Origin of the sequence: Agarivorans sp. OAG1 (genome assembly GCF_037076485.1) — a bacterium.
Taxonomy (GTDB): domain Bacteria; phylum Pseudomonadota; class Gammaproteobacteria; order Enterobacterales; family Celerinatantimonadaceae; genus Agarivorans; species Agarivorans albus.
In genome coordinates, this window is sequence record NZ_AP028990.1 from 2,946,947 (window position 1) to 2,970,801 (window position 23,855).

Below are 23,855 nucleotides of genomic sequence, written 5' to 3' on the forward strand. Positions count from 1 at the left end.
TTAATCAAAAGTAAGCTAATTTTAACAAAGGGACTAGATTAGGATTACTTATGCTCCACCGTTACTTATTATTGCTGTGTTTAACCTTACCTTTTGCCGCTCGTGCAGAAAACATTAGCTTTGTAACGGAAAACCTGCGCCCTTTTAACTATGTAGAAGATGCTCACCTAACCGGTATTTCTGTAGAACTACTGCGTTTAGTGTGGCAAGAGATGGGCGAAGATCCTCAACCTATTAAAGTGCAAACCTGGGAAAAAGCCTACTATTTGCTACAGCATCGCCCCAATATGGCATTGTTTCTTACCATGCGTAGCCCCCGTAGAGAACACATGTTTCACTGGGCCTGCCCCATAACCACCTCCAATATTAAGCTCATCGCTTTAAAGTCACGCGCTATCAAAATTGACCAAATTGGACCAAATTCAAAACTCCTATTTGGCGCTATGAAGGCCGGCGTTGGCGAACAACTCTTGCTCTATAAAGGCGTTGAGTTTGAGCAGATATCACTTACCGAAGACTTAGAAAAAGCCTTACGCATGTTAAAGCGCGAGCGTGTTGATGTTATTGCTTCTGAACCCGAGGTCGTCGAGCAAACGGCTAAAGCCTTAGGATTTGAAAGTGAACTATTTGAACCTGTTCATCAGCTGGGTAAGTTAGAGGGTTGTTATGCATTTAGCCAAGGGACTGACCCAGATTATTTGCAACGCTTTAGAGCCGCACTAAGCAAAGTGACCTCTGGCGAGCAATATCAGGGCTTGTTAAAGAAATACAAGATGTAAAAAAGGCAGCCTAGGCTGCCTTTTTGTTATCCGTAAACCTTGCTTAGGCTTTACGCCAAGTGGTGCCTGCTGCACCGTCTTCCAACACAATACCCATTTCGGTTAAGCGATTACGCGCAATGTCTGCTGCAGCCCAATCTTTATCAGCTCGTGCTTGATTACGCGCAGCAATCAAAGCCTCAATCTCAGCCACTTCACTATCGTGCTCACCTTGCAAAAAGGTTTCTACATCTTGAGTCAAAATGCCAAGCACCGCGCTAAGTTCTAACAACAAGCTAGCATACTGGCCGGCTAACATTGCATTGCTGTCTTTAACCCGGTTAATTTCTTTTGCTAACTCGAATAAAACAGGCAAGGCTTCTGGCGTATTAAAATCGTCATCCATCGCGGCCTTAAACGGTTCACGATAAGCAGCTGCTACTTGTTCGTCTACAGCTACCAGCTCAATACCACGCAAGGCAGTATACAAACGCTCAAGTGCCGAGCGAGATTGCTTTAAGTTGTCTTCAGAGTAATTTAACTGGCTGCGGTAATGGCCAGACAACAAGAAGTAACGCACCGTTTCAGGATCATACACTTCTAACACATCTTTGATGGTGAAGAAGTTACCTAAAGACTTAGACATTTTCTCTTTGTTTACTTGAACCATGCCAGAGTGCATCCAGTAGTTCACGTAATTGGTTTTATGGGCGCAGCAAGATTGAGCAATTTCGTTTTCATGGTGTGGGAAAGCTAAATCTGAACCACCACCGTGAATATCAAATACATCACCTAAGTGCTTCATATTCATTGCTGAGCATTCAATGTGCCAGCCAGGGCGACCTTTACCCCATGGAGAATCCCACATAGGCTCACCAGGTTTGGCACTTTTCCACAATACAAAATCAAGAGGATTACGCTTGTCTTCTTCTACTTCTACTCGCGCGCCTGCTTGTAGCATTTCTAAGTTTTGTAAGCTCAGCTTGCCGTAATCGGCGAAGGTGCTTACTTCAAACAGTACATCACCGCTGTCGGCAACATAGGCATGGCCATTAGCAATAAGCTTTTCTATCACCTCAATGATTTCTGGCATATGCGTTGTTACCCGAGGCTCAATATCTGGGCGCAGCATATTCAGTGCATCAAAGTCAGCATGCATTGCTTTAGTAAAACGCTCGGTTAAGGCATCACAGCTTTCGCCGTTTTCAGCAGCACGTTTAATAATTTTGTCGTCTACGTCGGTAATGTTGCGAACAAAATTTAGCTCGTACCCCGACCAACGTAAGTAGCGAGCAACCGTATCAAAAGCAACAAACGTACGCGCGTGGCCAATGTGACAGTAGTCGTAAATGGTAACTCCACAAACATACATACCCACTTTCCCTTCGACTAAGGGCTTAAACGCTTGTTTCTTGCGGGTTAAAGTATTGTATATCTGTAACATCTAATTGGTTTCCTGTTCCATTTACTGACTATTGCTAAGGTTGGCTATTCTAACACTGCGCTTGAGGAAAAACAGCCGAATTAAGCGCTGTGACTAGTCAGTAGACATGGGAAAGTTTAGAATCGGTGCACTTACCAAAAAAGGGTGAAACAATGGTTACTTTACATACAAATTTTGGCGACATCGTGGTTAAACTAAACACCGCTGAAGCGCCTGAAACAGCTGCTAACTTCCTTGCTTATGCAAAAGACGGTTTTTACAACGACACTATCTTCCACCGCGTAATCGATGGCTTTATGGTTCAAGGCGGTGGCTTTGCATCTGGCATGGAAGAGAAAGAAACCAAAGCGCCAATTAAAAACGAGGCGAACAACGGTTTATCTAACAAAACTGGCACCTTGGCAATGGCTCGCACCATGGATCCTCACTCAGCATCTGCCCAGTTTTTCATTAACGTGAATGACAACACCTTCCTAGACTTTAAAGCAGAGACCACCGAAGGCTGGGGTTACTGCGTGTTTGGTGAAGTGATTGAAGGCATGGATGTAGTCAACAAAATCAAAGGCGTAGACACTGGTAACTTTGGTTACGTTCACTCAGACGTTCCTTTAGAAGAAGTACTAATCACTTCTGTAAGTGTTGCGGAATAAGCTTACGTGCACACCTATTTCATTTCAGATTTACATCTAAGTGAAGATCGGCCTGACATTATTCAGGCCTTTCTCGACTTTTTGCAACAACAAGCCCCTAAGGCCGATGCCCTCTACATTTTGGGCGATTTATTCGAGTTTTGGATTGGTGATGACGATAAAACACCGGTGGCCAAGCAAGTAGAGCAAGCGTTAAAAGCTTTATCTGATAAGGGTGTGCCAAGTTACTTTATTCATGGCAACCGAGACTTTATGGTAGGCAAGGCTTACGCAAAACGCTGCGGCATGACCTTGCTTGAAGAAGAAAAATTGGTAGATCTTTACGGTCATAAAGTCTTAATTTTGCATGGCGATACCTTGTGCACTGACGACGTAGGTTATCAAGAATACCGCGAGGTAACTCAAAAGCTTTGGCTTAGGCGCTTATTTTTATTGCTGCCTCTATTTGTTCGGCAAAAAATTGCCAACAAAATCCGCAGTAAAAGCAAACAAGCCAATACCAGCAAATCGCTTGGCATTATGGATGTTAACCAACAAGCCGTTGAACAACGCTTTGAAGGTCAGGCTATCGACTACATGATCCACGGTCATACCCACCGGCCAGATATTCATCCTATTAAGCAAACCAATAATGCAATCAAGTATCGGGTAGTACTTGGAGATTGGTACCAACAAATGAGTGTGTTAAAAATTGATCGAAACGGCTTAGAACTTAGCGCTAAAGGTCAGCTACAGAAGCTTGAGCTTGGTCAATAATTTAAACATTAAGTACTAGCACTTTGCTTAGGTAAATTGTTAATAAACCAAGCCAAGCACTTGAATACTCTACTCTTACCCAGATTCTCAGCAGAATCGTTTAATTAATAAACTACTTGACGATTTCATAGACATCGCGCATAACTTAATCATTAATGTTGCATTAATGTTAATTTTAGCGAGGACGCGCCTATGTTATTTAGTCATGTTTGGGGACTAGCTTCACATACAAAAGAAGAATGGCAAGACATTGACAAGCACCACGAAGGGATCGGAGCGAGCTTGTCGCACTTATTACTTATGGCACTTATTCCTGCCATTTGTGGTTACTTTTCTACCGTACACATTGGTTGGAAGGTGGGAGCAAACAGCTTTTCATTAACCAGCGACAGTGCCATTTTCATGTCTGTGGCTATGTATGCTGCCATGGTTACCGTAGTGTTGTGCTTAGCTTATGCAGCGCTTTGGATGGCAAAAACGTTTAACACCGATACCACCTACCAGCAAACCCTAGAACTATCTGCTTACGTAGCCACGCCAATTTATATGGTAGGTTTTGCCGCGCTTTATCCAGAACCTTGGTTTGTTATGGTTGCCGGCTTAGTTGGTGTCACTTACGCCGTATATTTGCTGTACACGGGTGTGCCTATCATTATGCACATCCCTGAAGAGCGAGGCTTCATCTTTGCCAGTAGTCTAGTCACTGTGGGCTTGGTGATGTTAGTGACCGTGCTCATCTCAACTGTTATTTTATGGTCTAGTGGAGCAGGCCCCATCTTTGCGAATTGACGCAAGACCAAAACAAAAAAGCTCGCAACTAAGCGAGCTTTTTTATTGGCTAAAGGGCTATTTTAAACGCCTTCTTTTTGCCGCTTGGCTTTGCGTGCGAGAGCGATGTTTACGCACCGACTTTCTAATACGCTGAGTACTGCGAACGCGATCCTCCACCTTGATAATCGTATTCTCTTCTTTATTTAGCTGCACCAACTTACGCAAGTAGTTTACCTGATCTAAGGGCATTTCTTGCCAGCCGCTGCGTGGTAAACCTTTAGGTAAAGGAATAAGCCCATAACGAACCCGAATCAAACGGCTCACTTGCATGCCTTGAGATTCCCACATTCTGCGCACTTCGCGATTACGACCCTCGCTTAGTGTCACGGAGTACCACTGATTAATACCCTCGCCGCCTTGGCGCTTAACCGTGGTAAATGCTGCTCGGCCATCTTCTAATTCAACACCGGTGCGCAAGTTACGAATTACTTCGTCATCTACATCACCAAATACCCGTACTGCATATTCGCGCTCAACTTCGAAACTTGGATGCATTAAACGGTTAGCCAACTCGCCATCGGTAGTAAATAACAATAAACCAGAGGTATTGATATCTAATCGACCTACCGCAATCCAGCGACCATGTTGCAAGCGTGGTAAACGGTCAAATACGGTTTCTCGCCCTTCTGGATCATTGCGAGAACAGATTTCACCCTCTGACTTATGGTAAGCCAATACACGACAAATGGTATCTTCGACTTTTTGAATATCGATGATACGGCCATCCACCCTTACTTCAACCCCTTCTTCGATGCGATCACCTAAAGTGGCAATACTCCCATCTACGCTTACTCTCCCTGCGTCAATTACAGCTTCCATCTCACGACGTGAGCCTAAACCGCTGCGGGCCAGGACTTTTTGAAGTTTTTCACTCATATTTCTTATCCGGGTGGTAAAGTGCGCTAAGTCTGAAAGTCTTGCGGCAGTTTTTCAAGTAAAGATTGATCTAATTCTGGCAAATCGGCCAGATCTTTCAAACCAAAGTAATCTAAGAAGCTTGTTGTTGTTGCAAATAAGGTAGGACGGCCGGGAATTTCTTTATGTCCGACGCTACGGATCCAATTGCGCTCTCTCAATACACTTATGATATGGCTGCTCACGGCCACTCCTCTAATCGCTTCAATCTCACCGCGAGTAATTGGCTGGCGATAAGCAATTAAAGTGAGTGTTTCTAACATTGCTCGGCTAAATTTCGGGGCTTTTTCAGCCCATAAGTTGGCTAATTGTGGCGCATATTCTTGGCGCGCTCTAAATTGAAACCCGGATGCGGTTTCGGCCAACTCAATACCCGAATCTTGATAACGCAACGACAACTCTTCAAGCACCATATTCACTTGTGCTTTAGCTAAGCCTACATCTGCCAACACCGTGGCTTGCAGCTCTTTAACGCTGAGCGGTCTGCCAGCAACAAACAAAGCGGCTTCAACTAACTTAACTAAATTGGGTTTAGCCATGCTCAGAGATCTCCGCATCAACCAATAATACTTGAATAGGCTGCAGAGGCTGACTTTGCACACACTTGATATAACCTTCTTTGACTAACTCAAGTATTGCCAAAAAACTTACCACTAAACCGCTACGACCTTCAGATAAGGAAAACAACTGACTAAATTCGACAAACTGGTGTTGTTGTAACCTGGCCAATATATCGCTCATCCTTTGCCGAGTAGACAGTTTTTCACGCTTAATTTCATGATGTTCAAAGTTAGCCACTCGCTGAGCAATACCCCGCATAGCTTGGATTAACTCATCCATCGTCACTTCTGGGTAAATAACATTAATTGGCATATCTTGAGGGCGGTCAATGATAGCCGTGTAAGTATCTCGTTGCTGTCTTGGTAAACTATCTACTTTTTCGGTGGCATCTTTATATAATTCATACTCTTGAAGACGCCGAATAAGCTCAGCCCTTGGATCTTCCTCAACTTGTTCGTGCTCTTGTACTGGTAGCAAGCTACGCGATTTAATTTCGGTTAACAGCGCTGCCATTACCAAATACTCTGCTGCGAGCTCTAATTTGAGCATTCGCATTGCTTCAATATATTCCATATATTGCTGGGTGATGGCTAATACTGGTAAGTGCTCAATATCCAACTTCTGCTTACGGATTAAATACAGCAATAAATCCAAAGGCCCCTCAAACTGCTCCAGAATCACTTCCATGGCATCCGGCGGAATAAACAAATCCTCCGGCATATCTAGCCAAGGCTCACCATTTACGCTGGCTAGGGTTAATTGCTGAGTAGGAGAAGCCTGTTCAGACATTATTCAAATGGGCTCGTATCACCGGAGCCACTGCGCAATATCTCTGGCTCATCTTCTGAAAGATCAATAACAGTAGTAGGCTGCTCGCCTAAATAGCCACCGTTAACAATTAAATCTACTTGGTGTTCCAATAGGTCGCGTATTTGTTCCGGATCAGATTCGGTGTAGTCATTGCCCGGCAAAATTAAGCTCGATGACATTAGTGGCTCACCAAGAGCTTCCAGCATCGCCAATGCAATTTTGTTGTCGGGAACTCGAATACCTATGGTTTTACGTTTAGGGTTGAGTAAACGACGTGGCACTTCCTTGGTACCTTTAAAAATAAAGGTATATGGTCCTGGGGTATTGTTGCGTAACAAGCGATAAGCTTGGTTACCCACTCGCGCATATTCCGAGAGCTCAGATAAATCGCGACACATTAAAGTAAAATGGTGGTTTTTATCTAGCTGACGAATACGGCAAATGCGCTCTAATGCGGCTTTATCACCAATATGGCAACCAATGGCATAACCTGAATCGGTTGGGTAGATCACCACCCCGCCCTGTTGAATATGATTAGCCGCTTGGTTCATCAAGCGCTGTTGAGGGTTGTCGGGGTGTACATAGAAAAACTGACTCATAACTGTCCCTGCGATTAATGGGCCTAGCGATTGGATTCAGGAGAGAAGCCAGGCCACAACTGCCAAATAGCTTGGCACTTTTCTGGTAATTGTAAGCCTCTACCTAATTCACGCCAAGGAGAGGGATGATGAAAATCAGAGCCTTGAGAAGCACGTAATCCATTTTGTTCGGCTAAATCGGCTAGCCACAGTAATTGGTCTTTAGACATTTGCGGCATTGCCACTTCTACGCCGTCGCCGCCCAATTCGGCAAACTCGGCCAACAACTTACGCACCCATTTATTCGACAAATCATAATGAGTTGGGTGAGCCAATACAGCAACGCCGCCGGCTTGGTGAATAATCTCTATAGCATCGCCCATGCTCATCCAATTATTAGGCACATAACCGGTATTACCACGGCTTAAATACTTATCAAATACTTTATTAAAGTTAGCTGCTATACCACGTTCCACCAATACCTTGGCAAAGTGAGAACGGGTAATCGGGGCATTGCCTGCCAATTGTTTCGCATCACTGTAAACATCATGGATACCGGCTTTTGCTAAACGGAGGTTCATTTCTTGAGCGCGAACTTCTCGCTTGTCTCGTTGCTCAGCTAAGTGTCTTTGTAATTCTGTAGACGTCACGTCAATATTCAAGCCTACAATATGAATATCAAAAGCATGCCAAGCAGTAGAAATTTCAGTGCCAGTGATAATTTGCACATGCTTCGCATTAGCTTTTGCTTCTGCAATGCCAGCTGTGGTGTCGTGGTCGGTAATAGCCAACACGTCGACTTGCATGTTTTCGGCACGCATTACTATTTCAGTTGGGCTTAAGCCACCATCCGAGGCAGTAGTATGGCAATGCAAATCAAATCGCATTAAATTTCCTAAATTTTTTCTTGACTTGGTGATGTCATTTACAGTTAACTTAGTCTATCAAAATGACTAGGAATAAGCATGACAACTTTTCTTCTTACCAACAAATCTTGGTGGTGGCGCACTCCGAAATAAACGGGTGTGAGTTGTTGTATTTCCAATACATTGAACAGAACAACAAAAAGCCCGCTTAATGCGGGCTTTTTTTATATTTGCGCTACGGCCTTAACGAGGAGTAACGAACCATGAGTAATCACCCTAGGGTGCAGCTAAGCAACAACTTAATTGATGCTAGCTACGTGCTTGACCCACTAAGCTTATATCAAGAGCTTTGCAAAGAGAGTCAACACAATGTTTTGCTAGAGTCTTGCGAAATAGACAGCAAAGAAAATCTACAAAGTTTAATTTTGGCCGATGCAGCCTTAAAGATCACTTGTAAAGGTCGTCAAGTGACGTTTACTGCGGTATCACTCAATGGTGAAGCGGTTATCTCGGCGGTTGTAGAACACAGTGACAACAGCTTAATCACCGAACATAGTGCAACTCAACTGGTTTTAGATTACCCACTCCCAGCCGCTAATTTGGATGAGGATTCTCGTTTAAAAGCGAGCTCTCCTGTTGATGCCTTACGGTTAATAACCACACTTTACGGTGAGCTAGCCTCTCATGATAAAGGCGTTTTTATCGGCGGTGTATTTGCCTATGATTTCATCGCCAGCTTTGAGCAACTACAAGACGTCGCTGAAAGCACCAACATTTGCCCCGACTACCAGTTCTACCTCGCCGAAACATTGCTACTAATAGACCACCAAGAACAAGTGACTCACTTAATTGGCTCGGTATATAACGAAAGTGAGCAAGCTAGAATAAATCAGCGTTTAGCCCACTTAGTAGAATTATGTGAGCATAAAAATCACCAACAAGCGCAGCCAGATTTTAGTGATTACCAAGGGAAGATTGAAGCTGACATTAGCGACCGAGACTTCTGCCAGAATGTAGAAACCATGAAAGACTACATTCGCCAAGGTGACATTTTTCAAGTAGTTCCATCTCGCAGTTTTAAACTCTCTTGCCCTGACAGCCTCGCCGCTTACCGCGAATTAAAAATTACCAACCCAAGCCCTTACATGTTCTACCTGCAAGACAGTGAATTTGTATTGTTTGGCGCCTCTCCTGAAAGTGCAATTAAATACTCCTCTGATAGCCGAGATGTAGAAATTTACCCAATTGCCGGCACGCGCAAACGTGGCTTTAACGCCGATGGTTCAATTAACCAAGATTTAGACGGTCGCCTAGAGCTTGAGCTGCGCCTAGATAAAAAAGAAACCGCTGAACATATTATGTTGGTTGATTTAGCCCGTAATGATGTCGCTCGCATCAGTGAGCCAGGCACTCGCCATGTAGCTGATTTACTAAAAGTAGACCGCTACAGCCACGTAATGCACTTAGTATCGCGCGTAGTAGGTACCTTACGTAATGACCTAGACGCACTTCACGCTTACCAAGCCTGCATGAACATGGGCACCCTTGTTGGCGCACCAAAAATTCGTGCTTCAGAGTTAATTCGCCAAGTAGAACAGCAGCGCCGAGGCAGTTATGGAGGCGCAGTTGGTTACCTTGCAGGTAACGGCGACATGGATAGCTGTATCGTTATTCGTTCTGCTTTTGTTAAAGAAAAGGTCGCGCATGTTCAAGCTGGAGCTGGTGTGGTGTATGATTCACAGCCTCAAGCCGAAGCCGATGAAACTCGCAACAAAGCAGCTGCGGTGCTAAATGCCATTGCCCGCGCTCACGGTTCTACTTTGAAGGATGTTAGTGATGACGCATAGTGTATTTTTGTTAGACAACTTTGACTCGTTCACTTACAACCTTGTTGATCAGTTTCGTAGTCAAGGCTTAGAGGTTAGTATTTACCGTAACCACTTAAGCGCTAAAGAAATTAAGCAACATATTGATAATAGCCCTACTCCGCCAGTATTGGTTTTATCACCAGGTCCTGGTAACCCCCAACAAGCGGGCTGTATGTTAGAGCTTATCGATTTATGTAAAGGCGAAGTACCTATTATTGGAATCTGCCTTGGCCACCAAGCACTAGTAGAAAGTTATGGTGGTGTGGTGGGTAAAGCAGATGAAATTGTTCATGGTAAATCGTCGGCAATTGAGCACGACAACCGCCTTATGTTTGAAGGTTTAAGCAATCCTCTGCCAGTAGCGCGCTACCACTCGTTAGTAGCCACTACAATGCCAGATGGGGTTGTGGTGAATGCTCATTATCAAAACATGCCAATGGCGATAATCAACGAACAAGACAAGATTGTTGGGTTTCAATTCCACCCCGAATCCATTTTAACCAGCGAAGGGGCAACACTATTAGCCCGCAGCCTAGACTGGGCCACCCAAAAGGAGCAAGCGTAATGCAGGCTATTTTAGAGCAGCTATATCAAGGAAAAGACTTAAGCATTGAACAAGCACAGCAGGTGTTTAGTCAGGTGATTCAGGGTGAAGTTGAGCCTATCGTTTTATCTTCATTGCTAACCGCACTAAAGATTAAAGGTGAACAACCCCAAGAAATTGCTGGAGCAGCCAAGGCTTTATTAGCGAATGCGGCGCCTTTTCCAAGCCCCGATTATGATTTTGCGGATATTGTTGGCACCGGCGGTGATGGCCACAACACCATTAATATCTCGACCACCTCTGCGTTTGTTGCAGCAAGCTTAGGGGTTAAGGTAGCCAAGCACGGTAACCGCAGTGTATCAAGTAAGTCAGGCTCTTCAGACCTATTGGCCGCTTTGGGAATTAACATTCAAATGCCCCCAGAGACCGCGCGCAAATGTTTAGATAAATTGGGCCTGTGCTTTTTGTTTGCACCGCAATATCACGCAGGTGTACGCCACGCCATGCCGGTGCGCCAAACCTTAAAAACCCGCACCATCTTTAATGTACTAGGTCCGCTAATTAACCCAGCTCATCCAAGTATGGAAGTGATGGGCGTTTATGACCCCGCGCTTATTTCGCCCATCGCGCATACCTTGCAACAATTAGGTATGAAAAAAGCCATGGTGGTTCACGGTGCAGGCTTAGACGAAGTAGCCATTCATGGTGAAACTCAAATTGCCGAAATTAACGGCGACAAGATTACCGAATATAGCTTAACCCCTTCTGATTTTGGTGTTGAGCAAGCCGATCTAGATGCCATTAAAGGTGGCACTCCTGAAGAAAACAAAGCCATCACTTTACAGTTATTGCAAGGCACCGCGACACCTGCACAACAAGCAGCTGTTGCAGTTAATGTTGCCTTGTTACTTAAGCTTGCAGGTAAAGCTGATGATGTTGCTCAAGGCGTTAAAATGGCCTTAGATGAAATGGCCTCTGGTCGTCCATTAACCCTAGCAAACCAATTGGCGGAGATGAGTCAGTGAGCCAAGTAGAAACAAAACAAGCCACCATTCTAGATAAAATTGTGGCTGACAAAGAAATTTGGTTAGCAGAGCGTATGCAAAGCCAAGCACTAGCAAGCTTTATAGATCAGGTTAAGCCCACAGAGCGCAGTTTTTATGATGCGCTATCAGGCTCACCCGCTAAGTTTATTCTTGAGTGTAAAAAGGCTTCTCCATCTAAAGGCTTGATTCGCCCAGAGTTCGACTTGGACCTAATTGCTGGCGTATATAAAAACTATGCTGCAGCCATTTCGGTGCTTACTGATACTAAGTATTTTCAAGGTGAGTTTGACTATGTAACTCAGGTTAGAGAGCAAGTTGAGCAGCCTGTGTTATGTAAAGACTTCTTCATTGACGAGTACCAAATCTATCTAGCACGTTATCACAAAGCAGATGCCATCTTACTGATGTTATCGGTTCTCGATGACAACGAGTATCGCTTGCTGGCTGAAGTAGCCCACAAGCTAAATATGGGCGTACTTACTGAAGTGAGTAATCAACAAGAGCTTGAGCGTGCCATTGATCTAAATGCCAAAGTTATAGGTATTAACAATCGTAACTTGCGTGACTTGTCGATTACCTTAGATAGAACACCGGAGCTGGCCAAACAAATTCCTGAAGATCGCATCATCATTTCAGAATCAGGCATTTATCAGCACCAACAAGTGCGTGAGCTAGCCAAATACGCCAACGGCTTTTTAGTCGGTAGCTCGCTAATGAGCCAAGATGATGTAGACATGGCTTGTCGTAAACTCATACTTGGTGAAAACAAAGTATGTGGCTTAACACGCGAACAAGATGTTAAAACGGTTTATCAAGCGGGCGCAGTATACGGCGGATTAATTTTCGCCGAAAAATCGCCGCGCTGCGTAAACCTAGCGCAAGCAGAAAAACTCAGCCAAGCGGCACCACTTAATTTTGTGGGTGTATTTGTAAATAGCTCGGTTGAAGAAGTGGCCAATATTGCCAATCAGCTTAAACTTCATGCAGTGCAATTGCATGGTGATGAAGACGAGCAATTCATCGAGCAGCTAAAAGAAAAACTTAACAACAGCCTAGTTTGGAAAGCGCTTGGCGTGAGTGAAGCGCTACCAGAAGCGCCAAGCAACGCAGACAAAGTATTATTTGATAGCAAAGTCGCCGGACAATGCGGTGGTACAGGGCAAACCTTCGATTGGCAACTGTTAGGTGAGCACAGTCATGGTGCGATGCTAGCAGGTGGTATAAGCCCAAGTAACATTCAAGATGCACTAGCCTACGCCGCTGCAGGCTTAGATTTAAACTCCGGTGTAGAACAAGCGCCAGGGGTAAAAGACCCAGCAAAAATTAATGCTGCGTTTGAACAGATTAGACAGTACTAGTTTCAAGCAGATTAGTAAGCGTTAACCATTTTTAACGAATAAGAGTCAACAATGAGTAAACTAAATTCATATTTCGGCGAGTTTGGCGGGCAGTTTGTTCCACAAATTTTAGTGCCAGCGCTCGATCAACTAGAACAAGCCTTTATCGACGCCCAAGAAGACCCTAGCTTTATTGAAGAGTTCAACGGGCTATTAAGCGAATATGCTGGCAGACCAACACCTCTAACCTTGTGCCGCAATTTAACTGCGGGTACTAAAACCAAAATTTACCTAAAGCGTGAAGACTTATTACATGGTGGTGCACATAAAACCAACCAAGTGTTAGGCCAAGCCCTATTAGCAAAACGCATGGGTAAGAAAGAAATTATTGCTGAAACCGGTGCTGGCCAACATGGAGTAGCGACCGCCTTAGCGTGTGCCTTACTTGGTCTAAAGTGCCGTGTTTACATGGGCGCAATTGACTGTGAACGCCAAAAGCCTAACGTGTTCAGAATGAAGCTAATGGGTGCAGAAGTTATCCCAGTACACAGCGGCTCTTCTACCCTAAAAGACGCCTGTAACGAAGCCTTGCGTGACTGGGCAGCCAGTTATGACAGCGCTCACTACTTATTAGGTACAGCAGCCGGCCCTCACCCATTCCCAACCATTGTTCGCGAATTCCAGAAAATGATTGGCGAAGAAGCCAAACAGCAGATTCTTGAGACCGAAGGTCGCTTGCCTGATGCGGTAATTGCATGTGTGGGCGGTGGCTCTAACGCAATCGGCATGTTTGCAGACTTCATCAAAGAAGAAGATGTAAAACTAATTGGCGTAGAACCTGCGGGTAAAGGTATTGATACCGACCAACATGGCGCTCCACTTAAACATGGCCGCAAAGGTATGTTTTTTGGTATGCATTCGTTATTGATGCAAGACCAAAATGGTCAAATTGAAGAGTCTTATTCAATTTCAGCTGGCTTAGATTTTCCATCAGTAGGCCCGCAGCATGCTTATTTGAATTCAATCGGCAGAGCAGATTATGAATCAGCTACCGATGAAGAAGCCTTGGACGCATTCCAAACTCTAGCTGAGAGTGAAGGTATTATTCCCGCTCTAGAGTCTGCTCACGCGCTGGCTTACGCGCTAAAACTCGCTAAGCAAGATAAAGACAAAGAACAGATATTGTTGGTAAACCTATCGGGGCGTGGCGACAAAGACATCTTTACCGTAGCCGAAATATTCGAACAAAGAGGAAGCTTATAATGACGCAACGTTACGCTAATCTATTTGAACGTCTAACAAGCGAAAAACAAGGCGCCTTCGTTCCCTTTGTAACACTTGGCGATCCCAATTTAGAGCAATCTCTAGCCATTGTTGATGCCTTAGTTGAAGGTGGTGCGGATGCTTTAGAGTTGGGTATCCCTTTCTCTGATCCAGTAGCTGACGGCCCTACCATTCAAGGAGCTAACGTTCGCGCATTAGCAGCTGATGTTACCCCTCCTAAATGTTTAGAAATGCTAAGTGCTATTCGTGAAAAACATCCAGAGGTACCTATTGGTCTTTTGTTATACGCTAATCTCGTGTATTCAACCGGTATTGATTCTTTCTATCAAAAGCTGGCAGCAGCAGGCGTAGACTCGGTGCTGGTTGCAGATGTGCCAATTCGTGAATCAGCGCCTTTTAGAAAAGCGGCTGATAAACATGGCTTGCAAAGTATCTTTATTGCGCCACCAAACGCCGATGAAGCTACATTGGCTAAAGTTGCTGAGTATGGACAAGGTTACACTTACCTTGTTAGCCGAGCAGGCGTAACCGGTACAGAAACCAAAGCAGGCGCGCCAGTGGGAGAGTTGTTAAACAAACTTAAGCAACATAATGCGCCGCCAGCTTTACTGGGTTTTGGCATCGCAACTCCTCAACAGGTTAAAGAAACCATTGAAGCTGGCGCAGCTGGTGCGATATCGGGTTCAGCCGTAGTTAAGATCATCGAAAACAACCTTGATGACAAAGCGCAAATGCTTGTAACACTCAAGCAATTTGCCAGTGACATGAAAGCGGCTACCGTTTAGTTAAAGATCTTGCTACTATCAAAAGCCGCTTTTTAGCGGCTTTTTTATTAACAGCTTACGCTGAGGAACTATGAAACAATTTTTCGAGTTTATCCCTTTAATTATATTTTTCGCTATATATAAAATGCAGGATATCTACGCAGCAACCCTTGCATTAATTATTTCTACGGCGGTTCTATTAGCTATTTCCTACTTAAAAAACAAAAAAGTTGAGAAAATGCATCTCATCTCTTTTGTTCTAATATTGGTTTTTGGTGGCTTAACCCTAATCCTACGCGATGACGATTTCATTAAGTGGAAACCTACGGTTATTAACTGGATCTTTGGTTTGGTGCTGTTAGTGAGTCAGTTTGTATTTGGCAGCCCACTGATCAAAAAGATGCTAGGCAAAGAAATGACCTTACCTGATAACGTTTGGTCAAAAGTGAATGTCTCATGGGCACTTTTTTTCATCGCTTGCGGAACACTAAACCTCTATATTGCATTCAGTTTCTCAGAAGAATTTTGGGTTAATTTTAAGGTGTTTGGCCTACTCGGCTTAACCTTGGTGTTTACAGTAGGCACTGTCGTTTACTTATACAAACACTTACCTAAAGAACAAAAAGAATCACTCACAGAGAAAAAGGATTAATAGCATGTGGTATGTAATTTATGCGGAAGATGTGGCTAATAGCTTAGATAAACGCAAACAAGCGCGACCAGCTCACTTAGAGCGTTTAAACGCTTTACTCAACGAAGGACGATTATTAGTTGCTGGCCCAATGCCCGCTATTGATGCTGATGACCCAGCAGAAGCAGGCTTCACAGGCTCTACAGTAATAGCAGAGTTTTCAAGCTTAGAAGATGCAAAAGCATGGGCAGACGCAGACCCTTATGTGGCTGCAGGCGTTTACGCAAAGGTAAGTGTAAAGCCCTTCAAAAAAGTACTTCCTTAATCTAATTGGGCGAGCTATCGCCCATTTGTCATTTTAGTGTCACAATTTAGCCCAAATGAGTGATTCGCATATAAAACATATCCTCTACTGTTATTCATGGTTTTATCAAAAAGGAGAATGAACCATGAAATTACTTAAGCTGGCATTGGTGCTCGTATTTAGTTTAATTAATATGCAATCAGCCTTAGCTAATGAAAATTTAACACCAATCAACTTAAATACTGCCAGCGCAGAACAACTAGATTCTTTAAAAGGCGTAGGTGAGTCGAAATCAACAGCAATTGTTCAGTACCGCCAGCAACATGGTAACTTCAAGAACATTGAACAAATTGTGCTAGTGCCAGGCATTGGTGAAAAGATTTACCTCGATAACAAAGACCGAATCTACGTAGACTAAGTTACCCACACAACATCGTCCGTAGCTCGCTACCACTGCGAGGGCGATGGCTTTTCCACTTCAAAAAATTATCACGGGGATATCTATTCGCAAATATCTCAATTTAAAATGTCATTTTGGCATGTTACAGTGCACGGGCATTTAACCTTACTTTTTCAAGAGACTGAAAATGACCCAACAAGTACGAAAAGCGGTACTACCGGTAGCAGGACTAGGAACAAGAATGCTACCCGCCACCAAGGCCATCCCTAAAGAGATGTTACCCATTGTAGACAAGCCGCTAATTCAATATGTTGTTCAAGAAGCAATATCTGCAGGCATTAAAGAGATCATTTTAGTAACCCACTCTAGTAAGAACTCAATAGAAAACCATTTTGACACCAGCTTCGAACTAGAAGCTACATTAGAGAAACGGGTAAAGCGTCAATTGCTTAATGAAGTACGTTCTATTTGCCCAAAAGACGTTACTATCATGCATGTACGACAAGGCGTTGCAAAAGGTCTTGGACACGCAATTCTATGCGCTCACCCACTTATTGGCGACGAACCTTTTGCCGTACTTCTACCAGATGTAGTGCTGGATGACTCAACCTCAGACCTTCGCGCTGAAAACTTGGCAGACATGGTAGCGAAGTTTAATCAAACAAGCTCTAGCCAAGTAATGGTTGAAGCAGTAGCTCAGGAAGATGTTAGCAAGTTTGGTATTGTAGACATCAACGGCAGCGAGCTTAAACCCGGAAATTCAGCAGACATGGTTGGTTCTGTAGAAAAACCCGCTGTTGAGGATGCTCCTTCTAATCTTGCTGTTGTGGGCCGTTATGTATTATCAGCTAAAATCTGGAAGGAGCTCGCAAGAACCCCTCCTGGGACTGGAGATGAAATTCAATTAACAGATGCCATCGCTAGTTTAATGAAGAAAGAAACTACTCAGGCTTACTACATGGTAGGAAAAAGCCATGACTGTGGTAGTAAGTTTGGCTATATGAAAGCCATCGTTGAATTTGGCTTACGCCACCCAGAACTAAGAGACCGATTCAAGAAATACTTGTCTGAGCTGAAGCTCTAGTAAATCCACAATCACTTTCTCGATTAAAAAAGCCTGTTTAACAAACAGGCTTTTTTAATCGACAACCTCCTAATTGATAGAAATATTTTCTTCCACTTAAGCGGGCTAGCCTTGCTTAGAAACAGCCAAGCGTAATCACTGGTCGACCTTGTATGTGCAAGAGGGTGATGTCTGTGATGCGCTAGGTTAGTGCTGTTAATGAAATGACTGAGGATTGAATGATTGATATGCCTGAGAGACTAAATCGCAGGCAATAAAAAAGCCCTCGTCGTAAGACGAGGGCTTAGTATGAGAGCCTGGCGGTGACCTACTTTCACATGGGGAAGCCCCACACTATCATCGGCGCAGTTGCGTTTCACTTCTGAGTTCGGCATGGAGTCAGGTGGGTCCACAACGCTATTGCCACCAGGCAAAAACTGTTGTCTTTAACATTCGAAAAAGCTGAAACATCTCATGAGCACTAACAAGTATTCATGGTTTCTAAAATAAAGTATCTATAAGCAACACCCTTTAGGTGTTGTATGGTTAAGCCTCACGGGTAATTAGTACAAGTTAGCTCAATGCCTCACAGCACTTACACACCTTGCCTATCAACGTTGTAGTCTCCAACGGCCCTTCAGAGGACTTAAAGTCCTAGTGAGAATTAATCTCGAGGCCTGCTTCCCGCTTAGATGCTTTCAGCGGTTATCAGTTCCGAACGTAGCTACTGGGCAATGCTATTGGCATAACAACCCAAACACCAGCGGTTCGTCCACTCCGGTCCTCTCGTACTAGGAGCAGCTCCCCTCAATTCTCAAACGCCCACGGCAGATAGGGACCGAACTGTCTCACGACGTTCTAAACCCAGCTCGCGTACCACTTTAAATGGCGAACAGCCATACCCTTGGGACCGACTTCAGCCCCAGGATGTGATGAGCCGACATCGAGGTGCCAAACACCGCCGTCGATATGAACTCTTGGGCGGTATCAGCCTGTTATCCCCGGAGTACCTTTTATCCGTTGAGCGATGGCCCTTCCATACAGAACCACCGGATCACTATGACCTACTTTCGTACCTGCTCGACGTGTCTGTCTCGCAGTTAAGCTGGCTTATGCCATTGCACTAACCGTATGATGTCCGACCATACTTAGCCAACCTTCGTGCTCCTCCGTTACTCTTTGGGAGGAGACCGCCCCAGTCAAACTACCCACCAGACACTGTCCGCAATCCCGATAAGGGACCAACGTTAGAACATCAACACTACAAGGGTGGTATTTCAAGGTCGGCTCCACGTCATCTAGCGACAACGCTTCAAAGCCTCCCACCTATCCTACACATGTAGGGTCAATGTTCAGTGTCAAGCTGTAGTAAAGGTTCACGGGGTCTTTCCGTCTAGCCGCGGGTACACCGCATCTTCACGGCAATTTCAATTTCACTGAGTCTCGGGTGGAGACAGCTTGGCCATCATTACGCCATTCGTGCAGGTCGGAACTTACCCGACAAGGAATTTCGCTACCTTAGGACCGTTATAGTTACGGCCGCCGTTTACCGGGGCTTCGATCAATAGCTTCGCGCGAACGCTAACCACATCAATTAACCTTCCGGCACCGGGCAGGCGTCACACCGTATACGTCATCTTTCGATTTAGCACAGTGCTGTGTTTTTAATAAACAGTTGCAGCCAACTGGTATCTGCGACTCTCAGCAGCTTAGGGAGCAAGTCCCATCACCATCAAGAGCGTACCTTCTCCCGAAGTTACGGTACCATTTTGCCTAGTTCCTTCACCCGAGTTCTCTCAAGCGCCTTGGTATTCTCTACCCAACCACCTGTGTCGGTTTGGGGTACGGTTTCGTATAATCTGAAGCTTAGAGACTTTTCCTGGAAGCAGGGCATCAACCACTTCGTGTCCGTAGACACTCGTCATCAACTCTCAGCGTAATGTAAACCCGGATTTGCCTAAGTTTACCGCCTACTGCCTTTCACGTGGACAACCATCGCCACGCTGGCCTAGCCTTCTCCGTCCTCCCATCGCAATTATACGAAGTACAGGAATATTAACCTGTTTCCCATCGACTACACTTTTCAGTCTCGCCTTAGGGGCCGACTCACCCTGCCCTGATTAACATTGGACAGGAAACCTTGGTCTTTCGGCGAGGGGGCTTTTCACCCCCTTTATCGTTACTCATGTCAACATTCGCACTTCTGATACCTCCAGCAAACCTTACGATTCACCTTCAACGGCTTACAGAACGCTCCTCTACCGAGCATGCAAGCATGCTCCCGTAGCTTCGGTGGTATGTTTAGCCCCGTTACATCTTCCGCGCAGGCCGACTCGACCAGTGAGCTATTACGCTTTCTTTAAATGATGGCTGCTTCTAAGCCAACATCCTGGCTGTCTAAGCCTTCCCACATCGTTTCCCACTTAACATACACTTTGGGACCTTAGCTGACGGTCTGGGTTGTTTCCCTTTCCACGACGGACGTTAGCACCCGCCGTGTGTCTCCCGAGTAGTACTTGATGGTATTCGGAGTTTGCAAAGGGTTGGTAAGTCGGGATGACCCCCTAGCCTTAACAGTGCTCTACCCCCATCAGTATTCGCTCGAGGCGCTACCTAAATAGCTTTCGAGGAGAACCAGCTATCTCCCGGTTTGATTGGCCTTTCACCCCCAGCCACAAGTCATCCGCTAATTTTTCAACATTAGTCGGTTCGGTCCTCCAATTGGTGTTACCCAATCTTCAACCTGCCCATGGCTAGATCACCGGGTTTCGGGTCTAATCCCAGCAACTATGCGCGCAGTTAACACTCGGTTTCCCTACGGCTCCGCTATTCGCTTAACCTTGCTACTGAAATTAAGTCGTTGACCCATTATACAAAAGGTACGCAGTCACCCCACGAAGGGGCTCCCACTGCTTGTACGTATACGGTTTCAGGTTCTATTTCACTCCCCTCACAGGGGTTCTTTTCGCCTTTCCCTCACGGTACTGGTTCACTATCGGTCAGTCAGGAGTATTTAGCCTTGGAGGATGGTCCCCCCATATTCAGACAACATATCACGTGTGCCGTCCTACTCGATTTCACTTAAAGTAGATTTTCATGTACGGGGCTATCACCCTGTATCGCCATCCTTTCCAGAATGTTCCACTAATCACCTAAAAGCTTAAGGGCTAATCCGGGTTCGCTCGCCGCTACTACCAGAATCTCGGTTGATTTCTTTTCCTCCGGGTACTTAGATGTTTCAGTTCCCCGGGTTCGCCTCGCAACGCTATGTATTCACGTTACGATACTGCATAAAATGCAGTGGGTTTCCCCATTCGGAAATCCATGTCTATAACGTCTTTTATCGACTTAACATGGCTTATCGCAGATTAACACGTCCTTCATCGCCTCTGACTGCCAAGGCATCCACCGTATACGCTTAGTCACTTAACCATACAACACCTAAATGTTGTCGCTTAAATCACTTGAATGGTCAGGCTGTATAATTCCTGCCATTCGAGTACGATCACCTTATTTTTGAATACCAAGAACACTTGTTATTAAACTCATATTCTTGAGATATTTTTTTATCAGCTTTTCCAAATTGTTAAAGAGCAATTGGTTCCTTAGAAACCAAAGCTAAGCACTATATAAACAAATGCTTAGCTTTGTATTCTCAAACCAGTGAGAGAAAATGGTATCCCGTAGGGGATTTGAACCCCTGTTACCGCCGTGAAAGGGCGGTGTCCTAGGCCTCTAGACGAACGGGACACTGCAGTAGCTGTTCTCGTTGGTTCTACACCACACTAGAACTTCTCTCTTTTCTTTTTCATCAAGCAATCTGTGTGAACACGTCACAAAACCTAAGCATCATAATAAGGAGGTGATCCAGCCCCAGGTTCCCCTAGGGCTACCTTGTTACGACTTCACCCCAGTCATGAACCACAAAGTGGTGAGCGTCCTCCCGAAGGTTAAACTACCCACTTCTTTTGCAGCCCACTCCCATGGTGTGACGGGCGGTGTGTACAAGGCCCGGGAACGTATTCACCGTAGCATTCTGATCTACGATTACTAGCGATTCCGACTTCACGGAGTCGAGTTGCAGACTCCGATCCGGACTACGACATGCTTTTTGGGGTCCGCTTGCTCTCGCGAGTTCGCATCCCTCTGTACATGCCATTGTAGCACGTGTGTAGCCCTGCCCGTAAGGGCCATGATGACTTGACGTCGTCCCCACCTTCCTCCGGTTTATCACCGGCAGTCTCCCTAGAGTTCCCACCATTACGTGCTGGCAAATAAGGATAGGGGTTGCGCTCGTTGCGGGACTTAACCCAACATCTCACGACACGAGCTGACGACAGCCATGCAGCACCTGTATCTGAGTTCCCGAAGGCACTAAACCATCTCTGGTAAATTCTCAGTATGTCAAGGGCAGGTAAGGTTCTTCGCGTTGCATCGAATTAAACCACATGCTCCACCGCTTGTGCGGGCCCCCGTCAATTCATTTGAGTTTTAACCTTGCGGCCGTACTCCCCAGGCGGTCTACTTAATGCGTTAGCTGCGTTACCCACGAGTTAAACTCACAGACAACTAGTAGACATCGTTTACGGCGTGGACTACCAGGGTATCTAATCCTGTTTGCTCCCCACGCTTTCGTACATGAGCGTCAGTTTTTGTCCAGGTGGCCGCCTTCGCCACTGGTATTCCTTCAGATCTCTACGCATTTCACCGCTACACCTGAAATTCTACCACCCTCTACAAAACTCTAGCTTGCCAGTTCCAAATGCCATTCCCAGGTTGAGCCCGGGGATTTCACATCTGGCTTAACAAGCCGCCTGCGTACGCTTTACGCCCAGTAATTCCGATTAACGCTCGGACCCTCCGTATTACCGCGGCTGCTGGCACGGAGTTAGCCGGTCCTTCTTCTGTCGCTAACGTCAAAGATATAACGTATTAAGCTATACCCCTTCCTCACGACTGAAAGTGCTTTACAACCCGAAGGCCTTCTTCACACACGCGGCATGGCTGCATCAGGCTTTCGCCCATTGTGCAATATTCCCCACTGCTGCCTCCCGTAGGAGTCTGGGCCGTGTCTCAGTCCCAGTGTGGCTGATCATCCTCTCAAACCAGCTAGGGATCGTCGCCTTGGTAAGCCATTACCTTACCAACTAGCTAATCCCACTTGGGCTAATCTTTACGCGAAAGGCTCCGAAGAGTCCCCTCCTTTGGTCCGAAGACATTATGCGGTATTAGCAGTCGTTTCCAACTGTTGTCCCCCACGTAAAGGCATATTCCCAAGCATTACTCACCCGTCCGCCGCTCGTCATCTTCTAGCAAGCTAGAAATGTTACCGCTCGACTTGCATGTGTTAAGCCTGCCGCCAGCGTTCAATCTGAGCCATGATCAAACTCTTCAATCAAAAGTTTTTTCGCTCAAAGTTAAAAACTGAAATTATTACTGTGTTTTACAGTGCAAGACTCCAGTTCACTTAAGCTTAATTTTTTCGCTTAAGGCCCTGTGAGTGCTCACACAGATTGCTTGATAAATTGTTAAAGAGCGTTGCTTCTTGCCGAAGCGAGGTGCGCATTCTACGCTTTCCTCTGTGGCTGTCAACCGCTTTTTAAAACATTTTAAAAAGAAGTTTGAGAGCCGGTTAACTCAGCCCTAGGCCTTGCTAACCCTGACGTAGCCTTGCTTCGCTTTAGTGCGCTGCGTGCCGTGTCAGTGGAGGTGCATTATAGGGATCGATTCCCGCGGCGCAAGCGTTTTTTGAAGAAAATCACAGAAACACGGTTAAGTGTTCAGATAGTGAACAAGAAAGCTTTAAAAGGATAGCTTATTTGCATAAATCTATCCCCTAAGAGTTACTAGAAAGTAAAGATAAAAGGAAGAAAATTGATCTAGCCCTTTAGAATATACTTAGTCGCTTCAGCTAGAGACGAAATCGTAGCAGTCGCTAAAGCTTTATCTTGTTCGCTCACATCGTACTGACCGCTTACCAACAATCTATTTGGCACTCCGGCATTTTGGGCAGCCAAGATATCTGAAGCTTTATCCCCGACTAACCAAGACTTTTCTAGATCAATATCTAGTTCTGCTGCGGCTTCTAGCAACATACCTGGTTTAGGTTTACGACAGTTACAATCTTGGCGGTAATTTTTATCACCGTATTCGCTATGATGAGGACAGTAGTAGATACCATCTAAATCGACGCCGCGATCAGCAAGCGACCAATCCATCCATTCGGTTAGGCTTAAGAACTGCTCTTCACTAAAGTAGCCACGCGCAATACCCGCTTGATTAGTTACAACCACAAGCAACCAACCTGCTTCTTTGAGTTTTTGCATCGCCTCAATAGCGCCGTCGATAAACTCAAAGTCATCAACTTGGGATACATAGGCCCGATCGTGGTTGATAACTCCATCTCGGTCCAAAAACACTGCGGCTTGTTTCATTAATTTTTTCT

21 protein-coding genes, 1 tRNA gene and 3 rRNA genes are annotated in these 23,855 nt (G+C 45.2%); 14 read left to right on the forward strand and 11 right to left on the reverse strand.

All coding sequences use genetic code 11. The annotated features are described in order from the left end of the window. The first annotated feature begins 50 nt into the window (after window positions 1-50). Complete coding sequence (locus OAG1_RS13465) at window positions 51-779, forward strand: ABC transporter substrate-binding protein (RefSeq protein WP_338621654.1); 729 nt, start codon at window positions 51-53, stop codon at window positions 777-779. A 43-nt stretch (window positions 780-822) separates the two neighbouring features. On the opposite strand, the gene cysS is transcribed toward OAG1_RS13465, so the two are convergent. Continuing rightward, the gene (gene cysS / locus OAG1_RS13470; protein ID WP_338621655.1) at window positions 823-2,202 is read right to left on the reverse strand and encodes a cysteine--tRNA ligase; all 1,380 of its coding nucleotides are present in this window, start codon (window positions 2,200-2,202) and stop codon (window positions 823-825) included. A 152-nt stretch (window positions 2,203-2,354) separates the two neighbouring features. Here cysS and OAG1_RS13475 point away from each other — a divergent pair, with 152 nt between their 5' ends. The 3 genes from OAG1_RS13475 to OAG1_RS13485 all read left to right on the forward strand — a co-directional run bounded on the left by OAG1_RS13475 (window position 2,355) and on the right by OAG1_RS13485 (window position 4,397). Continuing rightward, entirely contained in the window at window positions 2,355-2,852 is a 498-nt protein-coding gene (locus OAG1_RS13475) for a peptidylprolyl isomerase (protein ID WP_338621656.1), read from the forward strand. A gap of 6 nt (window positions 2,853-2,858) precedes the next feature. After that, entirely contained in the window at window positions 2,859-3,608 is a 750-nt protein-coding gene (locus tag OAG1_RS13480; RefSeq protein WP_338621657.1) for a UDP-2,3-diacylglucosamine diphosphatase, read from the forward strand. Window positions 3,609-3,800: 192 nt separating this feature from the next. After that, the gene (locus tag OAG1_RS13485; RefSeq protein WP_016400683.1) at window positions 3,801-4,397 is read left to right on the forward strand and encodes a Yip1 family protein; all 597 of its coding nucleotides are present in this window, start codon (window positions 3,801-3,803) and stop codon (window positions 4,395-4,397) included. A 57-nt stretch (window positions 4,398-4,454) separates the two neighbouring features. On the opposite strand, the gene rluB is transcribed toward OAG1_RS13485, so the two are convergent. The 5 genes from rluB to OAG1_RS13510 are packed head-to-tail and all read right to left on the reverse strand — an operon-like array spanning window position 4,455 to window position 8,190. Then, entirely contained in the window at window positions 4,455-5,315 is an 861-nt protein-coding gene (gene rluB / locus OAG1_RS13490) for a 23S rRNA pseudouridine(2605) synthase RluB (protein WP_040306893.1), read from the reverse strand. A 26-nt stretch (window positions 5,316-5,341) separates the two neighbouring features. Beyond that, window positions 5,342-5,893 (reverse strand): SMC-Scp complex subunit ScpB, encoded by a 552-nt coding sequence (gene scpB / locus OAG1_RS13495; protein ID WP_016400685.1) that lies wholly within the window; start codon window positions 5,891-5,893, stop codon window positions 5,342-5,344. Beyond that, window positions 5,886-6,704 carry a ScpA family protein gene (locus OAG1_RS13500; RefSeq protein WP_338621658.1) on the reverse strand — a complete coding sequence of 273 codons (819 nt, stop codon included), beginning with the start codon at window positions 6,702-6,704 and terminating at the stop codon, window positions 5,886-5,888. The genes scpB and OAG1_RS13500 overlap by 8 nt, the downstream gene beginning before the upstream one ends. Then, entirely contained in the window at window positions 6,704-7,324 is a 621-nt protein-coding gene (locus OAG1_RS13505) for an L-threonylcarbamoyladenylate synthase (protein ID WP_016400687.1), read from the reverse strand. Before OAG1_RS13505 ends, OAG1_RS13500 begins: the two co-directional genes overlap by 1 nt. Before the next feature lie 23 nt (window positions 7,325-7,347). Then, on the reverse strand, window positions 7,348-8,190 hold the full coding sequence (locus OAG1_RS13510) for a PHP domain-containing protein (protein ID WP_338621659.1): 843 nt from the start codon (window positions 8,188-8,190) through the stop codon (window positions 7,348-7,350). Between the two features lie 242 nt (window positions 8,191-8,432). Here OAG1_RS13510 and OAG1_RS13515 point away from each other — a divergent pair, with 242 nt between their 5' ends. From OAG1_RS13515 to galU, 10 genes are all read left to right on the forward strand, one after another. Next, complete coding sequence (locus tag OAG1_RS13515; protein ID WP_152785997.1) at window positions 8,433-10,016, forward strand: anthranilate synthase component 1; 1,584 nt, start codon at window positions 8,433-8,435, stop codon at window positions 10,014-10,016. Further along, window positions 10,006-10,602: an aminodeoxychorismate/anthranilate synthase component II gene (locus tag OAG1_RS13520; protein WP_016400691.1), complete on the forward strand. Its 597-nt coding sequence runs from the start codon at window positions 10,006-10,008 to the stop codon at window positions 10,600-10,602. Before OAG1_RS13515 ends, OAG1_RS13520 begins: the two co-directional genes overlap by 11 nt. After that, window positions 10,602-11,606, forward strand: a complete 1,005-nt coding sequence (trpD, locus tag OAG1_RS13525; RefSeq protein WP_338621660.1) for an anthranilate phosphoribosyltransferase — start codon at window positions 10,602-10,604, stop codon at window positions 11,604-11,606. The genes OAG1_RS13520 and trpD overlap by 1 nt, the downstream gene beginning before the upstream one ends. Next, a complete protein-coding gene (trpCF, locus tag OAG1_RS13530; protein WP_338621661.1) occupies window positions 11,603-12,985 on the forward strand; it encodes a bifunctional indole-3-glycerol-phosphate synthase TrpC/phosphoribosylanthranilate isomerase TrpF in 1,383 nt (460 codons plus the stop codon). The genes trpD and trpCF overlap by 4 nt, the downstream gene beginning before the upstream one ends. Window positions 12,986-13,036: 51 nt before the next feature. Continuing rightward, window positions 13,037-14,227 (forward strand): tryptophan synthase subunit beta, encoded by a 1,191-nt coding sequence (gene trpB, locus OAG1_RS13535; protein ID WP_016400694.1) that lies wholly within the window; start codon window positions 13,037-13,039, stop codon window positions 14,225-14,227. Continuing rightward, window positions 14,227-15,033 (forward strand): tryptophan synthase subunit alpha, encoded by an 807-nt coding sequence (trpA, locus tag OAG1_RS13540; RefSeq protein WP_338621662.1) that lies wholly within the window; start codon window positions 14,227-14,229, stop codon window positions 15,031-15,033. The genes trpB and trpA overlap by 1 nt, the downstream gene beginning before the upstream one ends. A 70-nt stretch (window positions 15,034-15,103) precedes the next feature. Further along, the gene (locus OAG1_RS13545; protein WP_338621663.1) at window positions 15,104-15,664 is read left to right on the forward strand and encodes a septation protein A; all 561 of its coding nucleotides are present in this window, start codon (window positions 15,104-15,106) and stop codon (window positions 15,662-15,664) included. Between the two features lie 4 nt (window positions 15,665-15,668). Then, a complete protein-coding gene (locus OAG1_RS13550; RefSeq protein WP_152785989.1) occupies window positions 15,669-15,968 on the forward strand; it encodes a YciI family protein in 300 nt (99 codons plus the stop codon). Window positions 15,969-16,092: 124 nt separating this feature from the next. Next, window positions 16,093-16,365 carry a ComEA family DNA-binding protein gene (locus OAG1_RS13555; protein ID WP_152785987.1) on the forward strand — a complete coding sequence of 91 codons (273 nt, stop codon included), beginning with the start codon at window positions 16,093-16,095 and terminating at the stop codon, window positions 16,363-16,365. Between the two features lie 169 nt (window positions 16,366-16,534). Beyond that, window positions 16,535-17,431, forward strand: coding sequence for a UTP--glucose-1-phosphate uridylyltransferase GalU (gene galU / locus OAG1_RS13560; protein WP_338621664.1), 897 nt, complete (start codon window positions 16,535-16,537; stop codon window positions 17,429-17,431). Between the two features lie 294 nt (window positions 17,432-17,725). Here galU and rrf read toward each other — a convergent pair. The 5 genes from rrf to gmhB all read right to left on the reverse strand — a co-directional run bounded on the left by rrf (window position 17,726) and on the right by gmhB (window position 23,844). After that, a 5S ribosomal RNA gene (rrf, locus tag OAG1_RS13565) occupies window positions 17,726-17,841 on the reverse strand. 111 nt (window positions 17,842-17,952) lie between these two features. Next, window positions 17,953-20,842: ribosomal RNA gene (locus OAG1_RS13570) — 23S ribosomal RNA — on the reverse strand. 242 nt (window positions 20,843-21,084) lie between these two features. Next, window positions 21,085-21,160 (reverse strand) — tRNA-Glu (locus OAG1_RS13575). Window positions 21,161-21,265: 105 nt separating this feature from the next. Beyond that, a 16S ribosomal RNA gene (locus tag OAG1_RS13580) occupies window positions 21,266-22,808 on the reverse strand. The 16S, 23S and 5S rRNA genes sit together here with 1 tRNA gene alongside, the layout of an rRNA operon. A gap of 481 nt (window positions 22,809-23,289) precedes the next feature. Beyond that, window positions 23,290-23,844, reverse strand: coding sequence for a D-glycero-beta-D-manno-heptose 1,7-bisphosphate 7-phosphatase (gene gmhB / locus OAG1_RS13585; protein WP_338621665.1), 555 nt, complete (start codon window positions 23,842-23,844; stop codon window positions 23,290-23,292). Window positions 23,845-23,855: the final 11 nt, after the last annotated feature.